Origin of the sequence: Planococcus maritimus, from assembly GCF_001592825.1 — a bacterium.
Lineage (GTDB): Bacteria > Bacillota > Bacilli > Bacillales_A > Planococcaceae > Planococcus > Planococcus maritimus_C.
Window position 1 is genome coordinate 1,540,423 of the sequence record NZ_LTZG01000001.1, and the last position, 16,476, is coordinate 1,556,898.

The following is a 16,476-nucleotide window of genomic DNA, read 5'->3' on the forward strand; positions in this document are numbered from 1 at the left end:
ATTTACTGAAAGAACGGGTTGCCTTGCTGGCCGATCCATAAAACGCTTTGTTCGATTTGCCGCGCCAGTTGAAGCAAGCGATGCTCTTCGCCTTTTTGCGCCATTACTTGAACGCCAAGCGGCAAATTCGCCTGCGTTACATGAAGCGGCAAAGACATTGCCGGCTGTCCGGTCAAGTTCGCCAACTGCGTAAACGGCGTATAGCTGAGGCTCGGCAAAAACATCGCGTAAATCAGTTCTTGTTGATCCGTTGCATCGCGTGCCATATCGAGTGCTTGCAATAACCGTGTGCGCGATTCCGGTGAATGGCCCAATTCGCCGATTTCCGGTGCCGCATGGGCTGTTGCAGGTGTAATGTAAAAATCGAAATGCTCGTGAAGTGCGGCCATTTTCGCGGCGGCCGCATCCCACGCAGCGAGGCTCGCGGAATAATCCGCTGCAGAAACTCTGCGACCAGCCGATGCCAGTAGCCACGATTCGATTTCCATATCGTCTTCTGTCAAACGCCGTCCGAGTGAGTGTTCGAGGTTTTTCTTAAGCAGCGCCATTTCCCCGCTGTTCATTAAATAATACTCGCGCATCAATTGGACGCCGTCGATGTCAGGCGTTTTTTCTTCGATTCGGTGCCCTTGCCCTTCCAACCAGCGCACTGTTTTCAATACCGCCGTTTTCGCTTCTTCTGACACCAAGGTGCCGACTGGCGACTCTAAAGAGAACGCGATGTTTAAGGGCTTATCAAAATCCCGGTCCAGCTGTTCGGTGTATTTCCCTGGAAATAGCGGCGTTTGAAATGCCGCTTCCGGCTGGACGATCTGCAAGGCATCGAGTAGCCCAGCACTGTCCCGTACCGTCCGGCTCAGCGCAAAATCAATTGAGGCCCCTTGCCATTGGCGCCCAGCTCCTGGCCCGACAGGCGTTCTGCCGCGTGTTGGCTTGAGTCCGAACAATCCTGTGAACGATGCAGGGATCCGGATTGAACCGCCCCCGTCGCTCGCACCGGCGACGGGCACGATGCCGGATGCGACAGCCGCCGCTGCTCCGCCGCTTGAGCCTCCTGGTGAATGATCCAGATTCCATGGATTATGCGTAGGCCCGAACAATTCCGGTTCTGAAATATTCTTCAAGCCGAATTCCGGCGTATTTGTGTGGCCGATTGGAATGAGCCCAGCCACTTTCAAGCGCGCAACGAAATGAGAATCACGCTCCGGCCGGAAATCGGCAAGTACTTTCGAGCCGGCACTCAACCGCTCACCCGCTAAGGCTTGTGAAATATTTTTCAGCGCAATTGGTACGCCGCCAAAAACTCCATTTGCTCCATGTTCTGCCTCTCGAAGCGCCTGCTCGTGCCGTTCCGCAGTAAAAGCGTGTAGCTTCGGTTCTACTTCATCTAAACGTCGGAAACTCAGCTCTACCAACTCTCTTGGGCTGGCCTCTCCTTTTCTCACCAATTCCGCAAGCGCTGTCGCATCGAGCGATACATATGTTTTCATGTCCATTCCCTTTGCCCCCGTTTCGATTCTGTCAGTTCAATTGTTCATCATGCTCAAGTGTAGCATTTCCTGCTCGCGGCAAATAGCGGATGCTTCGTGCGCCCGTGCAGAGATTGCGGACCAAGCGCTTCCATTTATTATCTAAAATATAACGAAAATGGACACATTTACAGCAAGATTTCTATCAAAACCGTTGACTTCTCTGCATAGCTAGCTATACTAATGAATGAGAATCATTTTCATTTATATAAGATTCATAGACCATTTTAAAGGAGAGACACCCATGAAGAAATTACTTTCATTCCTATTGGTGCTCGGTACGCTTGTCGTCCTTGCAGCATGCGGCAGCTCGACTACAGAAGAATCAGAAACATCCGGTGACGAAGCATCGGGCAACGAAGTAAACCTATATACGGCACGTCACTATGATGTAGACGATGAACTTTACAAGAAATTCGAAGAAGAAACCGGCATCAAAGTCAACGTGATCAAAGGCGAAGCCGACGAACTTCTTGAGCGCATCAAACGCGAAGGCGATGCGACGCAAGCCGATTTGTTTTTGACAGCTGATGCAGGGCGCTTGCACCGCGCGAAAGAAGACGGCATTTTACAGTCTGTTTCTAGCGACGTGCTAGATGAGCAAGTCCCAGCTAATTTCCAAGACGAAGATCAAGTGTGGTATGGCCTGACGAAACGTGCACGCGTCATCATGTACGATAAAGAAAAAGTCGATCCATCCGAATTGTCTACCTATGAAGCCTTGGCAGAAGACGAGTGGGCTGGACGCGTTTTGATCCGTAGCTCTGAAAACATCTACAACCAATCTTTGTTCGCTTCTCTCATTGAATTGAACGGCGAAGAAGAGGCTAAAGAATGGGCAGCTGGCATGGTCGATAACTTTGCACGCGATCCTGAAGGCGGCGACCGTGACCAAGCGAAAGCCATCGCAGCAGGTGTTGGCGATGTAGCTATCATGAACACGTATTACTACGGGCAAATGTTGAATTCTGAAGATCCTGAAGAAGTGAAAGTCGCTGAAAGCCTCGGCGTATTCTTCCCGAACCAAGACACAACAGGCACGCATGTTAACGTTAGCGGCGCCGGTGTGGTAAAATCATCTAAGAACAAAGAAAATGCGATCCAATTGCTGGAGTTTCTCTCCGCACCGGAAGCACAAGAAACATTCGCTTCGGCTAACTATGAATATCCAGTAAACGAATCCGTGGAACCAACTGAATTGCTACAATCTTGGGGTGATTTCAAAGAGCAAGACATCTCGATGTCAGCACTCGGCGAAAACAACGCCCAAGCGATTCTATTGTTCAACGAAGTCGGCTGGAAATAAACTTACACTGTCCCCCTTGCCGCTTGATATTTGCGGCAGGGGATTTCTTGCGAGTTGGAAAGAGGTGCCTGGATTTTGCAACGCAGATTGGCCAATTTCAATATTTGGACTGTAGGGGCAGTCGTCATCATCATGATGCTGTTCCTGCCGAACTTGACCATTGTCACCGGGCTTTTCACGCCGTCGAATGACAATTGGGAACATATGAAAGAGTTCGTATTGCAGCAGTTTGTCATCAATTCGCTGATCCTGACGCTCGCGACAGCGACGGCCACAATCTTGATCGGGCTGAGTCTCGCTTGGCTGATTGCGCAATACGATTTCCCATTCCGGCGCTTTTTGAAGTGGGCGTTGATCCTCCCTCTTTCCATCCCGCCCTTTATCGGTGCTTATACGTACCACGGCATCCTGAATTTCACCGGCGCCGTTCAAACGACGCTGCGCGATGGATTTGGAATGGAGTTGGACCCGGCATATTTCGATATCATGAATCTGCCCGGGGCGATTTTTATCTATACGATGTTTTTGTATCCTTATGTGTATACGATTACTCAAGTGTATCTATCCGAACAATCAGCCTCCTTGATCGAAAGCACACGGCTGCTCGGCAAGGGCCCTTGGCGCACGTTTTTCCAAGTGGTGCTGCCGATTTCCCGGATTTCCATTATTGCCGGTGCGAGCCTGGTCGTTTTGGAAGTGTTGAATGATTACGGGGTCGTGAAATATTACGGCATCCAGACGTTCACTACCGCGATCTTCCAAAGCTGGTTCGGCCTTGGGGATTTGGATACATCGATCAAATTGGCCGCCTCTCTCATGGGCTTTGTCATCATCATCCTACTCATCGAGAAGCTGCTTCGCGGCAGGCGCCAGTACAGTTATTTCTCGACAAAAGTGCGTCCGCTCCAACTGATCTCACTTAGCGGTTGGAAAGGCTTCGCAGCAGCAGGCTACGGCATGCTGATCTTGAGTCTCGGCTTTTTCATCCCCGTTATTCAGCTAATTGATTGGACAGTCTTGACCTTCGGGACCATCCCGATGGAAGAATTCATGCGCTATGTGCAGAACTCGGTATTTGTTGCCGCGCTCAGCGCCACTTTGATCGTCGTTTTTGCACTCATCGTCGGGAATTTTGCCCGTATGGTGCAAGGCAAGTATACGAAGCTATTGCCGAAACTTACCGTACTTGGCTATTCGATTCCCGGTGCCGTCATCGCGGTCGCAGTGGTCACCGCCTTTGTGGCACTTGATGGCTACCTCGCCCCGCTGTATTTGGCGATTGGCCTTGAGACAACGTTGGTCCTCAGTGTCAGCATCGTCTTGCTGCTGTCGGCTTATATCATCCGGTTCTTTGCCATCGGTTATAATTCGATCGAGACCGGCTATGACAAGATCGGCACGAATTTCCGGGATGCTTCCCGCTTGCTCGGCGCCGGCCCGACAAAGACTTTCTTCAAAGTCGATGTGCCGATGATGAAAGGCGCGATTATTAGCGGATTTATCCTGGTGTTCATCGATGTGCTCAAGGAGATTCCCTTGACATTGATCTTGAGACCGTTTAATTTTGATACATTGTCAACAAAAGCTTTCCAATATGCAAGTGATGAAAAAATTATGGAGGCGTCCCAAGCTTCCCTTCTGATAGTCGGCATTAGCGCCTTGGCCATTGTGATTTTCTATAAGATACTCGAGAAGGAGATGGATTGATATGTTTGTCGCCATTGAAGATGTGAGTTTTTCCTATCCGAATACACAAGCCCCTGCGCTGGACCGGTTCACGCTGGACATCAAAAAAGGGGAGGTTATTTCAATCCTTGGACGCAGCGGCAGCGGAAAAAGCACGATTTTGCGCTTACTCGCAGGACTGGAGCGGCCGAAAAATGGACGCCTGGTCATCCAAGATGAAACTTTATTCGACGATAAGACATTTTTGCAGCCTGAAAAACGGGGCATCGGCATGGTTTTCCAGGACTATGCTTTGTTTCCACATATGACAGTTGGCGCCAATATCATGTTCGGCTTGTCCGGCATGAAAAAAGCCGATAAGAAGCGACGCATGCGCGAAATGCTTGAACTCGTCGAATTAGAGGAATACGAAAAGCGCTATCCTCACCAATTGAGCGGCGGCCAGCAACAGCGTGTGGCAATTGCCCGTGCGATTGCACCGAACCCTCATTTGATCCTGCTCGATGAACCCTTCAGTAATTTGGATGCTGAGCTTCAAGGGAAAATTCGCAAAGACCTTCGGGAAATCTTGAAAAAGGCAAACATCACTTCCATTTTCGTGACGCACGATGAAAAAGACGCGCACATCCTTGCCGACCGCATTGTGAAATTGAAAGACGGCAAAATGGATTTTGTTGGGCGTCCGTGCGATATGCTCGATACGTTCCGTCAAGAAGCTATTGCCGAATCCGAAGAAGTATTGAAATCCAAACCTGTCGTTCAGGTGTAACACAGAAAAGCCGGCTCTTCCATAATGGAAGGGCCGGCTTTTTCAATTGCTGTTTTCATACAAGGTAATCATCAAGCTCCACTTTGATCCACCCGCGCACACTGTTGATGAACCAGATGGCGTCGAACGTGTCGAGCTCGTCTTTTTTCAGCACTTTCGATTCAATACGCCCTTCTTCAATGAGCTGCTCACGGTAAGTTCCGGCGAGCAGGCCGCTAGAGACAGGCGGTGTGTAGAAACAGCCGTCTTTTTCTGCGACCAAATTGCCGATGGTGAACTCGGTCAATTCTTCGCGTTCATTCCATAACAGCACGGAAAAAGCGTCAGGCGCTTGCTGCTGGTGCTGCTTGTATATGCCGCGGTTGGTCGTTTTATGATAAAGAAATGCATTTCGGTTGTCGATGGGCGATTTCGCGAGTGCACAGCGAACCGGCTGCTCAATCGGCGCTGCTGGTTGTGCGGACAATTCGAGCCGGCCGCTTCGTTCGAGCGTCAAACGGATTTTGTAAAGTCCAACTGGATGCTGCGCCGCAATCCATTCCAATTGTTCTGACACAGCTTCTTCATCCAATTCAAAACGGAAGTAGGCGGCGCTTTTTTTCAGCCGCTCGAGATGACGCGCGACCAGCGGATAGTTTCCGTCTTCTAACTTAAGCGATTCGAGCAAGGCGAATTCCGGGCGCTCGTCGGTCAGCACGCGGGCTTTTGTCAGGAGCTCTTCGTACTCGCCATCAGACGTCGAATCCCAGGTAATCCCTCCGCCCACACCGTAGCGTGCAGCCGATTGGTCCTGGTCGATGACGACGGTGCGGATCGGCACATTAAAGACGGCGTTTTTTTCAGGAGTAATGTAACCGATCGCACCGCAGTAGACTTCACGTGGCGTCTGTTCAAGTCCCGCAATATAACGCATCGTGCTGACTTTGGGTGCACCGGTGATCGAACCGCACGGGAATAACGCCTGGAACCAGTCAAATACGCTGAGTCCTTTTGGCAATTCGCCTTCTACGGTCGATGTCAGTTGATGAACAGTCGGGTATTTCTCCGCTTCAAACAGCCTTGGCACTCGGACAGTTCCTGGCTTGGCAAGACGGCTCATGTCATTTCGCAGCAAGTCAACGATCATCAAGTTCTCAGCCCGTTCTTTTTCTGATTCAAGCAAGACGTCTAAAATCGCGGCGTCTTCCCCGCTCGTCCTGCCGCGCGGAGCTGTTCCTTTCATCGGCTTTGTACGGATACGCGAACCGTCGATGCGAAAGAACAATTCCGGCGAAGCCGACAAAATCTGGTGGCGCCCGATATCCAAGTAAGCGCTGTAATCCGCTTGCTGGTTGCGCGCAAGCTGCCGGTAAAATGCTTTTGAGTCGCCTTTGAACCCGGCGGTGAGGCGTTCTGTATAATTCACTTGGTACGTATCGCCCTCTTCAATGGCTTGGCGGATTTTCTGGATGCCCTCCTTGTACTCAGGAATCGAGCCTTCGAGCGTCCAGTCTGAGACTTCGTAGGCGGCTTCACTCGAAGCTGTAGGTACTTGTGTCTCCTTGTAGATGCCAAACCAGACAAGCGGCATTTCGGCTCCTTCGTGCACAGCCATTTCTGGATGAAAAGCAGGTGCTGCTTCGTAGGAAACGTAGCCCGCTGCGTAATAGCCTTGCGATGTGTAATCGTCAACTTGTTCAAAAACGGCTGCCACGTCCACGAGCGAATGCGCTTCGAGTACCTTATAGGGCTCGGAGAACACGAGCGTTTCTGGAGATCCGTCGTCTTTCGTAAAATCAAACTGCAGATAAGGGGCCATCAGGCGTGCCTCCTTTCTTTTCACAATTCCATAATTGGGCATTTTGGTAAGCGGTCGCGAGCATTTGAAATCCATCCTTTGTCAAAATCGATTCGGGATGAAATTGGATGCCTTCAACCGGCCAATCTTTGTGGCGCACACTCATAACGCTACCGTCTTCTGCTGTTGCCGTCACCCTTAGAGTATCTGGCAGCGTAGCGCTGTCTGTTACGAGCGAATGATAGCGCACGACCGGAGTTGGTGACACGAGCCCCGCAAAAACTCCCTGTCCGTCATGTGCCACTTGCGATACTTTGCCATGAACCGGCTGCGTGCCTTTTTGGACCTTGCCACCGTAAAACTCGACGATACTCTGGTGGCCCAGACATACACCGAGGATCGGCACTTTGCCGCTAAGCTGTTCGAGTACTTGCGTTCCGACGCCCGGCTGCAAAGGCTTGCCTGGACCCGGTGACAGCACAATCAGTTCCGGCGATAAAGCTTCGACCTCTTGGAGCACAGCGCGGTCATTCTGAACGACTTCCACGCGCGCGCCGAGCCGTTCGAAATAATGGACCAGATTATATGTAAATGAATCATAATGATCGATGATGACAATCACGGAAAAAAACTCCTCTTTAAATGAAATGATGCGTAACTTCATTATAAAGGGAGCAGGAAGATTAAGCATCGATTATCTAACAGGACCAGATCAGGCGATTCGGACGCGACCTGAGATTTATTTGTTTTGCCTATACGGACTGCTATTTCATAGTTTCAACAGACACAACCCGGATTGCGAGGCATCCGGGTTGTGTTTAGTTAATCGATCTGATGTAAGGCAGCAGCAAGCCGTGCGGCGAAACTCTCTGGCGGTTCTTCTGCCATCAGTCGCAGGCAGACAATATTGGGATTCGAGTCGATGCGTTGTCCGAACTCTGTCGGCAAGGCAATCGGATGATTTTGCAAGGCTTCTGTAAATAGCGCCACTTCTTCAGGAAGCAGGTAAATGTCTGCTTCGTTCACGGCAGAGCCATCGGATTTCAAGTTTCGAAACGAAATATCGTGTTCGAGTGTGCAATCAAAACGTTTGTCATGCAATTGGATGGTTACGGTTCGGCTTTTCTTGATTAGGCATTCCATATCCGTCGTGTCCGTTTCCGCCTCCAGCAAGTTCCCGACCTGCTGTGCAAGGTCCATGATGGTATGTTTGATTTGCATGTTGTTCTCCTCTCTTAAAACAAATTTCACAAAAAAGAAAACGCCGAAAAAACCCAAGAAAGGGCTTTTTCGGCGTTGGTTCCAGCGCTATAGTCTGTTCCATTTTACCAAATTCAGATGGTTTTTTTAAATACAGCTAATATCGTTGCGTTGCCCGACCGGAAATACTATGGCTTTCCGGTCGTACTTGTATCGGATAGATGAAGTCTTTGGGCCGCTCACAGCTTATCCAGACTCAATAACCGTCCTTATCTTCCTCATCATCTTCAGAATCGCCTTGTTCTTCACCAGGCATGACATCTGTTTCCTGCTCCATTTCCGGTTCGTCTTCCTCACCGCCGCACGCAGCAAGCATTCCCGCAGATAGCATTGCCGCCGCTCCAACTTTCAGCCATTTCTGTTGGGCCATGGACCTTCCTCCTTCGTTTCAATTCCTTACTAGCTCTATACCCATTTGCCGGAAGGAGAAACTAAAGGATCGTTCAGGATTTAACCATTGGCAGCGTCTTCGAATATTGGTTATATTTCACCCGCACACTTTTCACAAATGCGTCGCAGCGTGGGCGGTCGTCTGCAGAAGGCATCTGCTCCACTTTGAGTGTGGCAGCCAGGCGCGTTTTAGCGTGGAGCATATCACGGAACAAATCTACCGCCCCGCAATACGTCGCAAAGCAGCGGTCTCCTGTTCCGAAAACACCTGTAACGAGATTTCCTGATTGCTGCTCGATTGCTTCGAACAAGCGATGCAGTTGTCTCGGAATTTCCCCGTTCATCCACGTGTACGTGCCGACTACAACTATATCATAACGTAATAGTTCGGAAAGGTCGAATTCCTTCACAGAAAAAACCTCGGGCTGCAGGCCATGGCGAACCGATGCATCTGTTACCATTTCAGCAAGCCGTTCGGTGTGTCCCGTTGCAGAGGCATAGACAATTGCAAGCTTTGGCTTATAGTTCGTCAAAGCCATTCGACTCCGATACTTTCGTATAGGCGCGCGATTTCTGTTCAAAGAAATCGGATTTCGTGCTGTTCATCATGTCGTCACCGAAAACACGGATCCACGGCATCGGATTGTCGCGTGTTTCATAAAGATTGCCGAGGCCGATTTGGCGCAGCCGCTTGTTTGCCAAATACTCAACGTATTCGTTGAACTCATCAAGGTCGAGCCCCTCAATCTCCCCGAGGATATGCTGAGCCCATTCTTTTTCAAGTTCGACGGCATGCGCCACTTCCTCGCGGATCCAATTGTTCATGTCATCTGTCGCGAGCTCCGGGTTTTCCGCGATCAAGATGCGGATAAATTGGGAAACGAAATAGGCGTGCTGCATTTCGTCGCGTTGGATGTAGCTGATCATCGTGCTCGTTTTGAGCATTTTTTGCTGGCGCGCGAGGTGGTAGAAAAACGCAAAGCCCGCATAGAAATAAATGCCTTCCAAGTTAATCGAATTGACCGCAAGCTTCAATAAGTTTTCCAGATTAGGCTCGATGCGGAACGCTTCGTACGCAGACAAGATCCGTGCATTGCGCTTTCTGACGAGCGGGTCGTTCTTTGCTTCGTCAAAGCGCCGGTTCTGTTCATCGAGCGGAACGAGCGAGCTGAGAACGTAGGAGTACGACTCGGTGTGGACTGCTTCCTGCTGGGCGATGACGGCAAAAATCGACTTGAAACTTGAATCGCTGACATAATCCATGACTTGAGTCATCGTCGGCGTCTGCAGGCTGTCGAGTGACGCCAGCTGAGTGTTAATGCGCAAGAAGACGTCTTTCTCAGTATCTGTTAGCGAGTCCCAGTTTTTGATGTCATCCTGCATATTGATTTCCTGCGCTTTCCAGAAGTTCGCGAGTAGCGCTTGGTACAAGTCATACATATGCGGATGGGCAATATCATTCCAATTGAGCAAACCAGAGCTCGCCCCGCCCACAATGGCGGTTGAACGATTTGGTGCCTCTGGGTCCATCAATGGCTGTTTCGTTAAAGTTTCCATACTTCTCATCCTTTCCTTAGCTTTCACATGCCTCGCATGCTTCGATTTCTTCTTGCGACGTGCTGCGCACATAATAGCTCGTCTTCAATCCACACTTCCATGCTTCGAGATGCAATTCCAGCAATTCTTTGGCACGTATCGTGTGCGGCACGTACAAATTAAAGCTGATCGACTGGTCGATATGGCGCTGTCTTGCCGCGTTTTGGCGGATGCTCCATTTCTGATCCAGCACGTGGCGCGCGCGGCGGTAATAGTCATAAGTCCGGTGATTGAGGTCCGGTGCTGTTACATTAAAACGGAAGTTCTTTTTCTCTTCTGCGTATTCGACGGCATACAGTGGGTCGATGCCGTCTGTCGAACCGCCGATTTTCGCGGTCGATGAGTTCGGTGCAACGGCCATCATCCAGCCATTGCGGACGCCGGATGTTGCGACTTTACGGCGTAGTGACTCCCAACGCTCTCCGGTGTAACTGCGGCGTTCGAAATACTCGCCCGTATGCCATTCAGAACCTGTGAATTCACTGAAGGCACCTTTTTCTTCCGCCAACCCTGCGGATGCGCGGATAGCGTGCCAGGCGATTTCTTCGTAAAGTGTGTCGGCATAGTCGACTGCTTCTTGCGTTTCCCAATGGATGCCGCGAAGCGCCAGCAAATGGTGCCAACCGAATGTACCTAATCCAACAGCGCGATATTTGCCGTTTGTCACTTCTGCCTGGCCGACAGAAATGGTATTCAAATCGATGACATTATCAAGCATGCGCAATTGAATCGGGATGAGACGGGACAAGACGTCCGCCTGCACGGCTCTTGGCAAGTTGATCGATGACAAATTGCAGACGACAAAATCGCCCGGTTTTTTCACAGTGACCAAATTGCCTTCTTCGTCTTTGTATTCTTTGATGATTTCAGTCGGCGACATGTTTTGTGCGATTTCACTGCATAGATTGCTGCAGTAAATCGATGTTTTGCCGATGCCACGCAAGTGTTTGTTCGGGTTGCCACGGTTCACTTCGTCGCGGTAGAACATATACGGCGTACCGGTTTCGAGTTGCGAGACCATAATGCGCGCCATGATATCCATCGCACGGAACGATTTTCTGGCCAAAAACGGATGATTGACCGCTTCCTCGTATTTTTCCGTGAAGTATTTACGGTCTGTCTCATCGTAGAAATCTTCCAGGCCAAGTAAATTGCCCTGATCGTCTTTCCACCCCATCACTTGCTTGACTTCATGAGGGCAGAACGTATGCCATTCGCCGATGCTGCGGCCGTTTTCATCCGTTTCCTGCAATTTTTGCATAAACAAATCCGGAATCGAGACACCGGTAAAAATATCGTGTGCTTTGCGGCGCTCATCGCCATTATTTGTTTTCAAATCCAGGAAGCCATTCATGATGTCTTTATGGAATACATCCAAATAGACCGCCACTGCGCCTTGGCGCTGGCCTAGCTGATCAACGCTGACCGCTGTGTCGTTGAGAAGGCGGATCCACGGGATGACGCCGGATGAATTGCCTTTGAATTTGCGAATGTCGGAACCAAGTGCACGCACTTTTCCGTAATAGACGCCGAGTCCGCCGCCGTCTTTGCTGAGGCGTGCGACGTCCCAGTTGTTCTGGTAGATCCCGTCCAGTGAATCCGCTACGGTGTCAATAAAGCATGAAGACATTTGACCGAAGCTCTTGCCGGCATTTGATAAAGTCGGCGTCGCCACTGTCATGTACAAATTGCTCATCGCCCAATACGCTTCCTTGACGAGTTCGAGGCGGCGTACTTTCGGTTCTTTTTGCATCAAGGTCATGGCGATGATGAGAAAGCGCTCCTGCGGCAATTCCCATACGCGCCCGTCATAGTCTTTTGCTAAATAACGATCCGACAACAAGAATAATCCTATGTAATTGAATAATTCATCGCGCTCTGGCGCAATTTCTCGTCCCAATAGGCGGATTTCGTCTTCGGAATAAGCTTCGAGCAAGTCTTTCGAATAAATGCCAAGGCGGCTCAGCCCGTAAATCAATCCATAAAAATCGTCGTATTTGTTCGCTGCGCTGTAGCCTCTCGTTTGTGCCGCTTGTTCGTATAATTTCTCCAAATACAATCCTGCTGCTTCGAAAGTCCAATGCGGTTCGTCCATCGACACCCGGTCTAATGCATCTTGAATTTTCTTATCTCGTTCTACTGCTCCTAAAGTCATTTTTAACACAGCTCCTTTGCGTATTCGTTTGCTATCATTCGGCGGTCTTTGCGTTCTTGTGCGTTCTCAAACAATCGTTTTTCATTGTCCGTTTCCGGCACCACGCTCGCGACCGGCGTCGGGCGTCCTTCCGCATCCACGGCCACCATCGTCAGAATTGAGGTAGTCGTGAGGCTGCGTGTGCCGCTTTCGATGTGCTGGCATTCTGCTTTGACGTACACTTCCATCGAAGTCCGGCCTGTCGAGATGACGACGCCTTCCAAAATCAAAATATCGCCGACTTTCGCCGAAGATAGGAAATTGACGTTGTCGATCGATGCGGTCACAACCGCGCGCCGGCTATGCTTCATTGCCGCAATCGCTGCGATTTCATCGATATACGCGAGGACGGTGCCTCCGAAAATCGTGCCCATATGGTTGGTATCCGGCGGCAAGACGAGCCGAGACTGAATAGTCCTGGATACGCCAGCCGGAAGTTGTTCTTTATTCATGTTGTTTTCCTCCTTTTCCAATACACAAAAGCCCCCATTCTCCTGAGAGAATGGGGGCATAAACGCAAGTTAATTAGGTGGACATACTGGGGCCACACGAAATAAACCTTTGTCATCCTTCCCAATTCCCGGAGAAGTGCAAAACGACAACAAAGGCAGGTCTCCTGGCTCGCGCGTCACTCTCGCCATGCCCTTCCCGTCCATTGGACAGTGAGATTTCATGGTTCGTCTGCGCTTACAGTTGCGGGAACAGCTCCGGGATTTCACCGGATTCCCTATTCAGCCCGTAGTGGGCACCTTTGTTGCGGTATCACTATATATGGTGTTGTTTTTTTACATCATCACCAAATCTTGTAGTTTCACTATAGACCAGTTCGAATTTTGCCGCAAGGATTTTCTGGGGTCTTTGAGCAGAAAGCGAAAAAGGGTCTAGTTGTTGGCTTGTTTTTCATAGAAACCTTTCAATTGGTAGTTATTTTTTGATACAAGGTTTTTCAAATTTTCTGTTTCGATGAAGACAGCGAGAACTTGCTTGTGGAATCGTTTCAGTGTTCTAGTTGTGCATCATCTTGGTAGTCGCCGCCGGGCTTTGGGTTGGCCTTTGGCAGCAAGCCAGAGAGAGCGCCTGTCTTGCTGCGTCGGCTCACCCTTGTCGCTAGCCGGCTAAGATAGTCCATAAATTCTTGTATGTCTAATTAAATCTGCTTCTTTAGGTAGTTGCCGGCTAGTGTGGGAATCGCTTCCTGAGATACGCATCAGCAAGATAGCTGGATTTTCTTATGCAATAATAGTTCCGAAGCTTGTTTTGTTCTGTCAATGAGTTCTTGATGCCTCGCTTTAGAGTAGCTGCCACAAGCCCCTGCCGCTTTTCTCCGTCATTTCTATTTCCCAGGAAATAAAAAAGGCCGCGCATTTGCCTGCGCGGCTTTTGTTATCCGTCGATCCATTCGGATTCAGCTTGTGGCTGTTTTCCTTTTTGGTTCGTGGCTTCTTTATTGTCTTTGCTGGTATACGGCTTGAAGCTCTTGGCTTTGTTCTTGCCTTTTTCCCAACGGTTCCAGCCTTTTTTGCCGGTTCCTTTGCCGATGCCGCTTTTTGATTTTGCTTTTGCTTTGCCCATTTCTTTCACTCCCGTTCACTCATCGTGACGTTCAGCTTACCACATCCCGCCGCTTTCGTGAACAGTTCGTGTTTAGGCTCCGAGCACTTTCTGGATGTCTTTGTGCATGGAATCGGGTGTATCTTTCGGCGCGAACCTCGCTACGACTTTGCCGTTCGGATCGACTAGGAATTTTGTAAAATTCCACTTGATGCCGCTCGACAAAAAGCCTTTTGTATTCGAGGTTAAATGATCGAATAAGGGATGCGCCCCTTTTCCGTTTACTTTGATGATGTCGTGCATCGGGAAGGTCACGCCGTATGTCATGCGGCATGATGATTCGGCGTCTGCCGCTTCCCCGACTTCCTGGCCGAATTGGTCGGATGGAAAACCAAGCACAACTAGCCCTTCGTCTTTGTAGCGCTGGTAGATTTTTTCGAGGCCATCGAACTGCCCGCGCAAGCCACATTTGGTTGCCGTATTGACGATGACCATCGGCTGGCCCTTGTAGCGTTCGAGCTTATACTCTTCTCCGCTGGCATCGGTCACCTGAATATCATAGATTTCCATCATTCATCACTCCTGTTTTCACGAATTTTCACAGATCCATCTCGCCGAAAAATGCATTCAAGGCTTTTAAGTTGTTCATCAGTTCGATGGCATTCACGTCCAGGTAATTGCAGCTGGTGATCTTGTCGTGAATGGCTGCCTCGATCGGCTGTTCATCCGCTCGTGATTGTTCGGTCAAGGAAATGCGGAAAGCACGGCGGTCTTCAGCCGATTGCTCTTTCACGATGCGGCCATTTTGAATCATCCGGTTGATAATGGGGTTGAGCGTCCCGGTGCCGAGGCCGAGTTGCCCGCCGATTTCTTTCATCGTCAAGCCGTCTTCTTCCCATAATACGAGCAACACCAAGTACTGCGTAAAGGTTAGGCCGAACGGTTCTAAGGTTTTGGCATAAAGTTTCGAGAAATTGCTTGAAGCTTTATACACTTCAAAGCATAATTGCTGTTCCAATTTGGTCGGTTTGTCCATCTCATCACCTGTTTTTCTGCTTATCGAACGACAATCTCCACGTCCACGGAATCTTTGATCGCTTTGGAATATGGGCAGTAGGCATGAGCTTTATCAACATACTCCTGTTTCTTGCCTTCTTCTAACCCATCAATGTCGACTTCTAGGCGCACCGCAAGTTTCACGCCGCCGTCCGTTTTATCACCTAGCAAGGAAACCGTTGCCGTGACTTCGCTATTCGTTACTTTCACTTTATCACGTTCCAGCACGAAGTCCAACGCACTGTTAAAGCAAGAGCTATAGCCTGCTGCAAACAATTGCTCAGGGTTTGTCGCCGTGTTCGGCTGGCCGCCGAGCGCGACTGGTTTTGCCACATCGAGGTTGAAAATATTATCTGGTGAATAAACGGTGCCTTCGCGTCCGCCGCTGTTGATCATTGTCGTTTCAAAAATTGGTTTCATGAGTATATCCCTCCAAGAATTATATCTTACACGATGTATATTAAATTAAATCGTACACGATGTAAAATGAAACGCTTCAGTTTTTTGCATAAGAAAAATCCCGGATACGAGATCCGGGATTCCATTTCTTCCTTGTTGGTTGAAGTTCAATAAATATAAGGAATCAAGCGGGCTCTTCGCTTCATCCATTCCTTATACTCGGGTCCGAACTTTTCAACGAGCAAGGCTTCTTCGTGTTGCATGCGTTTATTGAGTGCAAAAGCGAGCAACAAGCCGCCGCCAACCGCCGCGATGAGGCTTGTAAAGAATAGCGCCATGCCGATGCCGATTAAAAACAAGCCGGTATACAGCGGATGGCGCAGCTTGCGGTAAGGACCGCTGCTAACGATGCTATCACCTTCTCGCACCGTCACGTGGCGCGTAAACTGCGATTTCAAGTGGAGGATCCCCCAGAATCGTAAAAAGACACCAATGATAAGGAGCACGAGCCCAATTGGCCTGAGCACCGATGCCATATCGGTCTCTGCCAACTCCTGAAGCCCAAAACCAACCACAATAGTGGCGATTAGCGACAATAGAATGCCAAAGAACGTCCTTTTTTCGACCGGATCGCCTTGCCCGGTCTCACGGTTTTTAAAAACGATGAATTCGACCAGCCAAATAACGCTCACGGCAGTGAAAATCCAGTCTATCCAGCCCATCCTATCCACCTCTTTCTTCTTCCTAAAATACTATAGAAGATGCCACTCAAATACAATTTCCAACTGGTTGCGCATAGTTAAAAGATTCCAGCGAGCGGAAACGACGAAGCGGCTGAGGCCGTGCCCGCGGAAAGCGTCCGGCTGGAGCAAGACACAAAAAGCTGCCCCGGCACCTAACCGGAACAGCCCTTCGTTAGTCTTCGTCCGTCACTGACAACTCAACGAGCATCGCCGTGAAAAC

Annotated in this window: 18 protein-coding genes and 1 riboswitch; of the genes, 3 read left to right on the plus strand and 15 right to left on the minus strand. The window is 49.8% G+C overall.

From position 1 onward, the window contains the following. Positions 1–2 precede the first annotated feature (2 nt). Positions 3–1,496 (minus strand): amidase family protein, encoded by a 1,494-nt coding sequence (locus AY633_RS07595; RefSeq protein ID WP_068487720.1) that lies wholly within the window; start codon positions 1,494–1,496, stop codon positions 3–5. A gap of 277 nt (positions 1,497–1,773) precedes the next feature. On the opposite strand from AY633_RS07595, the gene AY633_RS07600 reads away from it, so the two are divergent. The 3 genes from AY633_RS07600 (at position 1,774) to AY633_RS07610 (ending at position 5,290) form a co-directional block, all read left to right on the plus strand. After that, positions 1,774–2,835, plus strand: coding sequence for a Fe(3+) ABC transporter substrate-binding protein (locus tag AY633_RS07600; protein WP_068487721.1), 1,062 nt, complete (start codon positions 1,774–1,776; stop codon positions 2,833–2,835). A 75-nt stretch (positions 2,836–2,910) separates the two neighbouring features. After that, entirely contained in the window at positions 2,911–4,542 is a 1,632-nt protein-coding gene (locus AY633_RS07605; protein WP_068487722.1) for an ABC transporter permease, read from the plus strand. Position 4,543: 1 nt separating this feature from the next. After that, positions 4,544–5,290 carry an ABC transporter ATP-binding protein gene (locus AY633_RS07610; RefSeq protein WP_068487723.1) on the plus strand — a complete coding sequence of 249 codons (747 nt, stop codon included), beginning with the start codon at positions 4,544–4,546 and terminating at the stop codon, positions 5,288–5,290. A gap of 55 nt (positions 5,291–5,345) precedes the next feature. On the opposite strand, the gene pabB is transcribed toward AY633_RS07610, so the two are convergent. The 14 genes from pabB to AY633_RS07670 all read right to left on the minus strand — a co-directional run bounded on the left by pabB (position 5,346) and on the right by AY633_RS07670 (position 16,235). Then, the gene (pabB, locus tag AY633_RS07615) at positions 5,346–7,088 is read right to left on the minus strand and encodes an aminodeoxychorismate synthase component I (protein ID WP_068487724.1); all 1,743 of its coding nucleotides are present in this window, start codon (positions 7,086–7,088) and stop codon (positions 5,346–5,348) included. Further along, entirely contained in the window at positions 7,066–7,731 is a 666-nt protein-coding gene (locus AY633_RS07620) for an anthranilate synthase component II (RefSeq protein WP_313903499.1), read from the minus strand. The genes pabB and AY633_RS07620 overlap by 23 nt, the downstream gene beginning before the upstream one ends. 158 nt (positions 7,732–7,889) lie before the next feature. Then, the gene (locus AY633_RS07625; protein ID WP_068487726.1) at positions 7,890–8,288 is read right to left on the minus strand and encodes a DUF1259 domain-containing protein; all 399 of its coding nucleotides are present in this window, start codon (positions 8,286–8,288) and stop codon (positions 7,890–7,892) included. Positions 8,289–8,523: 235 nt separating this feature from the next. Then, positions 8,524–8,697: a hypothetical protein gene (locus AY633_RS16600; RefSeq protein ID WP_182092066.1), complete on the minus strand. Its 174-nt coding sequence runs from the start codon at positions 8,695–8,697 to the stop codon at positions 8,524–8,526. A gap of 73 nt (positions 8,698–8,770) precedes the next feature. Continuing rightward, a complete protein-coding gene (locus tag AY633_RS07630) occupies positions 8,771–9,256 on the minus strand; it encodes a flavodoxin domain-containing protein (protein ID WP_068487727.1) in 486 nt (161 codons plus the stop codon). Continuing rightward, positions 9,237–10,283, minus strand: a complete 1,047-nt coding sequence (locus AY633_RS07635; RefSeq protein ID WP_068487728.1) for a ribonucleotide-diphosphate reductase subunit beta — start codon at positions 10,281–10,283, stop codon at positions 9,237–9,239. Before AY633_RS07635 ends, AY633_RS07630 begins: the two co-directional genes overlap by 20 nt. Before the next feature lie 7 nt (positions 10,284–10,290). Next, positions 10,291–12,468, minus strand: a complete 2,178-nt coding sequence (locus AY633_RS07640) for a ribonucleoside-diphosphate reductase subunit alpha (RefSeq protein ID WP_068487729.1) — start codon at positions 12,466–12,468, stop codon at positions 10,291–10,293. Positions 12,469–12,470: 2 nt separating this feature from the next. Next, positions 12,471–12,959 (minus strand): acyl-CoA thioesterase, encoded by a 489-nt coding sequence (locus tag AY633_RS07645; RefSeq protein ID WP_068487730.1) that lies wholly within the window; start codon positions 12,957–12,959, stop codon positions 12,471–12,473. A 137-nt stretch (positions 12,960–13,096) separates the two neighbouring features. Continuing rightward, positions 13,097–13,275, minus strand: a riboswitch (cobalamin riboswitch). 229 nt (positions 13,276–13,504) lie between these two features. Beyond that, positions 13,505–13,636, minus strand: coding sequence for a hypothetical protein (locus AY633_RS16810; RefSeq protein ID WP_260804536.1), 132 nt, complete (start codon positions 13,634–13,636; stop codon positions 13,505–13,507). A 254-nt stretch (positions 13,637–13,890) separates the two neighbouring features. Continuing rightward, on the minus strand, positions 13,891–14,079 hold the full coding sequence (locus AY633_RS07650; RefSeq protein ID WP_068459249.1) for a DUF3934 family protein: 189 nt from the start codon (positions 14,077–14,079) through the stop codon (positions 13,891–13,893). A 72-nt stretch (positions 14,080–14,151) separates the two neighbouring features. After that, on the minus strand, positions 14,152–14,628 hold the full coding sequence (locus AY633_RS07655; RefSeq protein WP_068487731.1) for a glutathione peroxidase: 477 nt from the start codon (positions 14,626–14,628) through the stop codon (positions 14,152–14,154). Between the two features lie 28 nt (positions 14,629–14,656). Then, a complete protein-coding gene (locus AY633_RS07660; protein WP_068487732.1) occupies positions 14,657–15,094 on the minus strand; it encodes a transcriptional regulator, SarA/Rot family in 438 nt (145 codons plus the stop codon). A gap of 20 nt (positions 15,095–15,114) precedes the next feature. Continuing rightward, positions 15,115–15,534 carry an organic hydroperoxide resistance protein gene (locus AY633_RS07665; protein WP_068459257.1) on the minus strand — a complete coding sequence of 140 codons (420 nt, stop codon included), beginning with the start codon at positions 15,532–15,534 and terminating at the stop codon, positions 15,115–15,117. Positions 15,535–15,680: 146 nt separating this feature from the next. Next, positions 15,681–16,235, minus strand: coding sequence for a methyltransferase family protein (locus AY633_RS07670; protein WP_068487733.1), 555 nt, complete (start codon positions 16,233–16,235; stop codon positions 15,681–15,683). Positions 16,236–16,476 lie beyond the last annotated feature (241 nt).

Bases quoted from the DNA above. Each gene is read 5' to 3' on its own strand.
- AY633_RS07595 (WP_068487720.1), bottom strand. From the start codon at position 1,496: ATGGACATGAAAACATATGTATCGCTCGATGCGACAGCGCTTGCGGAA.
- AY633_RS07600 (WP_068487721.1), top strand. From the start codon at position 1,774: ATGAAGAAATTACTTTCATTCCTATTGGTGCTCGGTACGCTTGTCGTC.
- AY633_RS07610 (WP_068487723.1), top strand. From the start codon at position 4,544: ATGTTTGTCGCCATTGAAGATGTGAGTTTTTCCTATCCGAATACACAA.
- pabB (WP_068487724.1), bottom strand. From the start codon at position 7,088: ATGGCCCCTTATCTGCAGTTTGATTTTACGAAAGACGACGGATCTCCA.
- AY633_RS07620 (WP_313903499.1), bottom strand. From the start codon at position 7,731: ATGAAGTTACGCATCATTTCATTTAAAGAGGAGTTTTTTTCCGTGATT.
- AY633_RS07625 (WP_068487726.1), bottom strand. From the start codon at position 8,288: ATGCAAATCAAACATACCATCATGGACCTTGCACAGCAGGTCGGGAAC.
- AY633_RS16600 (WP_182092066.1), bottom strand. From the start codon at position 8,697: ATGGCCCAACAGAAATGGCTGAAAGTTGGAGCGGCGGCAATGCTATCT.
- AY633_RS07630 (WP_068487727.1), bottom strand. From the start codon at position 9,256: ATGGCTTTGACGAACTATAAGCCAAAGCTTGCAATTGTCTATGCCTCT.
- AY633_RS07635 (WP_068487728.1), bottom strand. From the start codon at position 10,283: ATGAGAAGTATGGAAACTTTAACGAAACAGCCATTGATGGACCCAGAG.
- AY633_RS07640 (WP_068487729.1), bottom strand. From the start codon at position 12,468: ATGACTTTAGGAGCAGTAGAACGAGATAAGAAAATTCAAGATGCATTA.
- AY633_RS07645 (WP_068487730.1), bottom strand. From the start codon at position 12,959: ATGAATAAAGAACAACTTCCGGCTGGCGTATCCAGGACTATTCAGTCT.
- AY633_RS16810 (WP_260804536.1), bottom strand. From the start codon at position 13,636: ATGGACTATCTTAGCCGGCTAGCGACAAGGGTGAGCCGACGCAGCAAG.
- AY633_RS07650 (WP_068459249.1), bottom strand. From the start codon at position 14,079: ATGGGCAAAGCAAAAGCAAAATCAAAAAGCGGCATCGGCAAAGGAACC.
- AY633_RS07655 (WP_068487731.1), bottom strand. From the start codon at position 14,628: ATGGAAATCTATGATATTCAGGTGACCGATGCCAGCGGAGAAGAGTAT.
- AY633_RS07660 (WP_068487732.1), bottom strand. From the start codon at position 15,094: ATGGACAAACCGACCAAATTGGAACAGCAATTATGCTTTGAAGTGTAT.
- AY633_RS07665 (WP_068459257.1), bottom strand. From the start codon at position 15,534: ATGAAACCAATTTTTGAAACGACAATGATCAACAGCGGCGGACGCGAA.
- AY633_RS07670 (WP_068487733.1), bottom strand. From the start codon at position 16,235: ATGGGCTGGATAGACTGGATTTTCACTGCCGTGAGCGTTATTTGGCTG.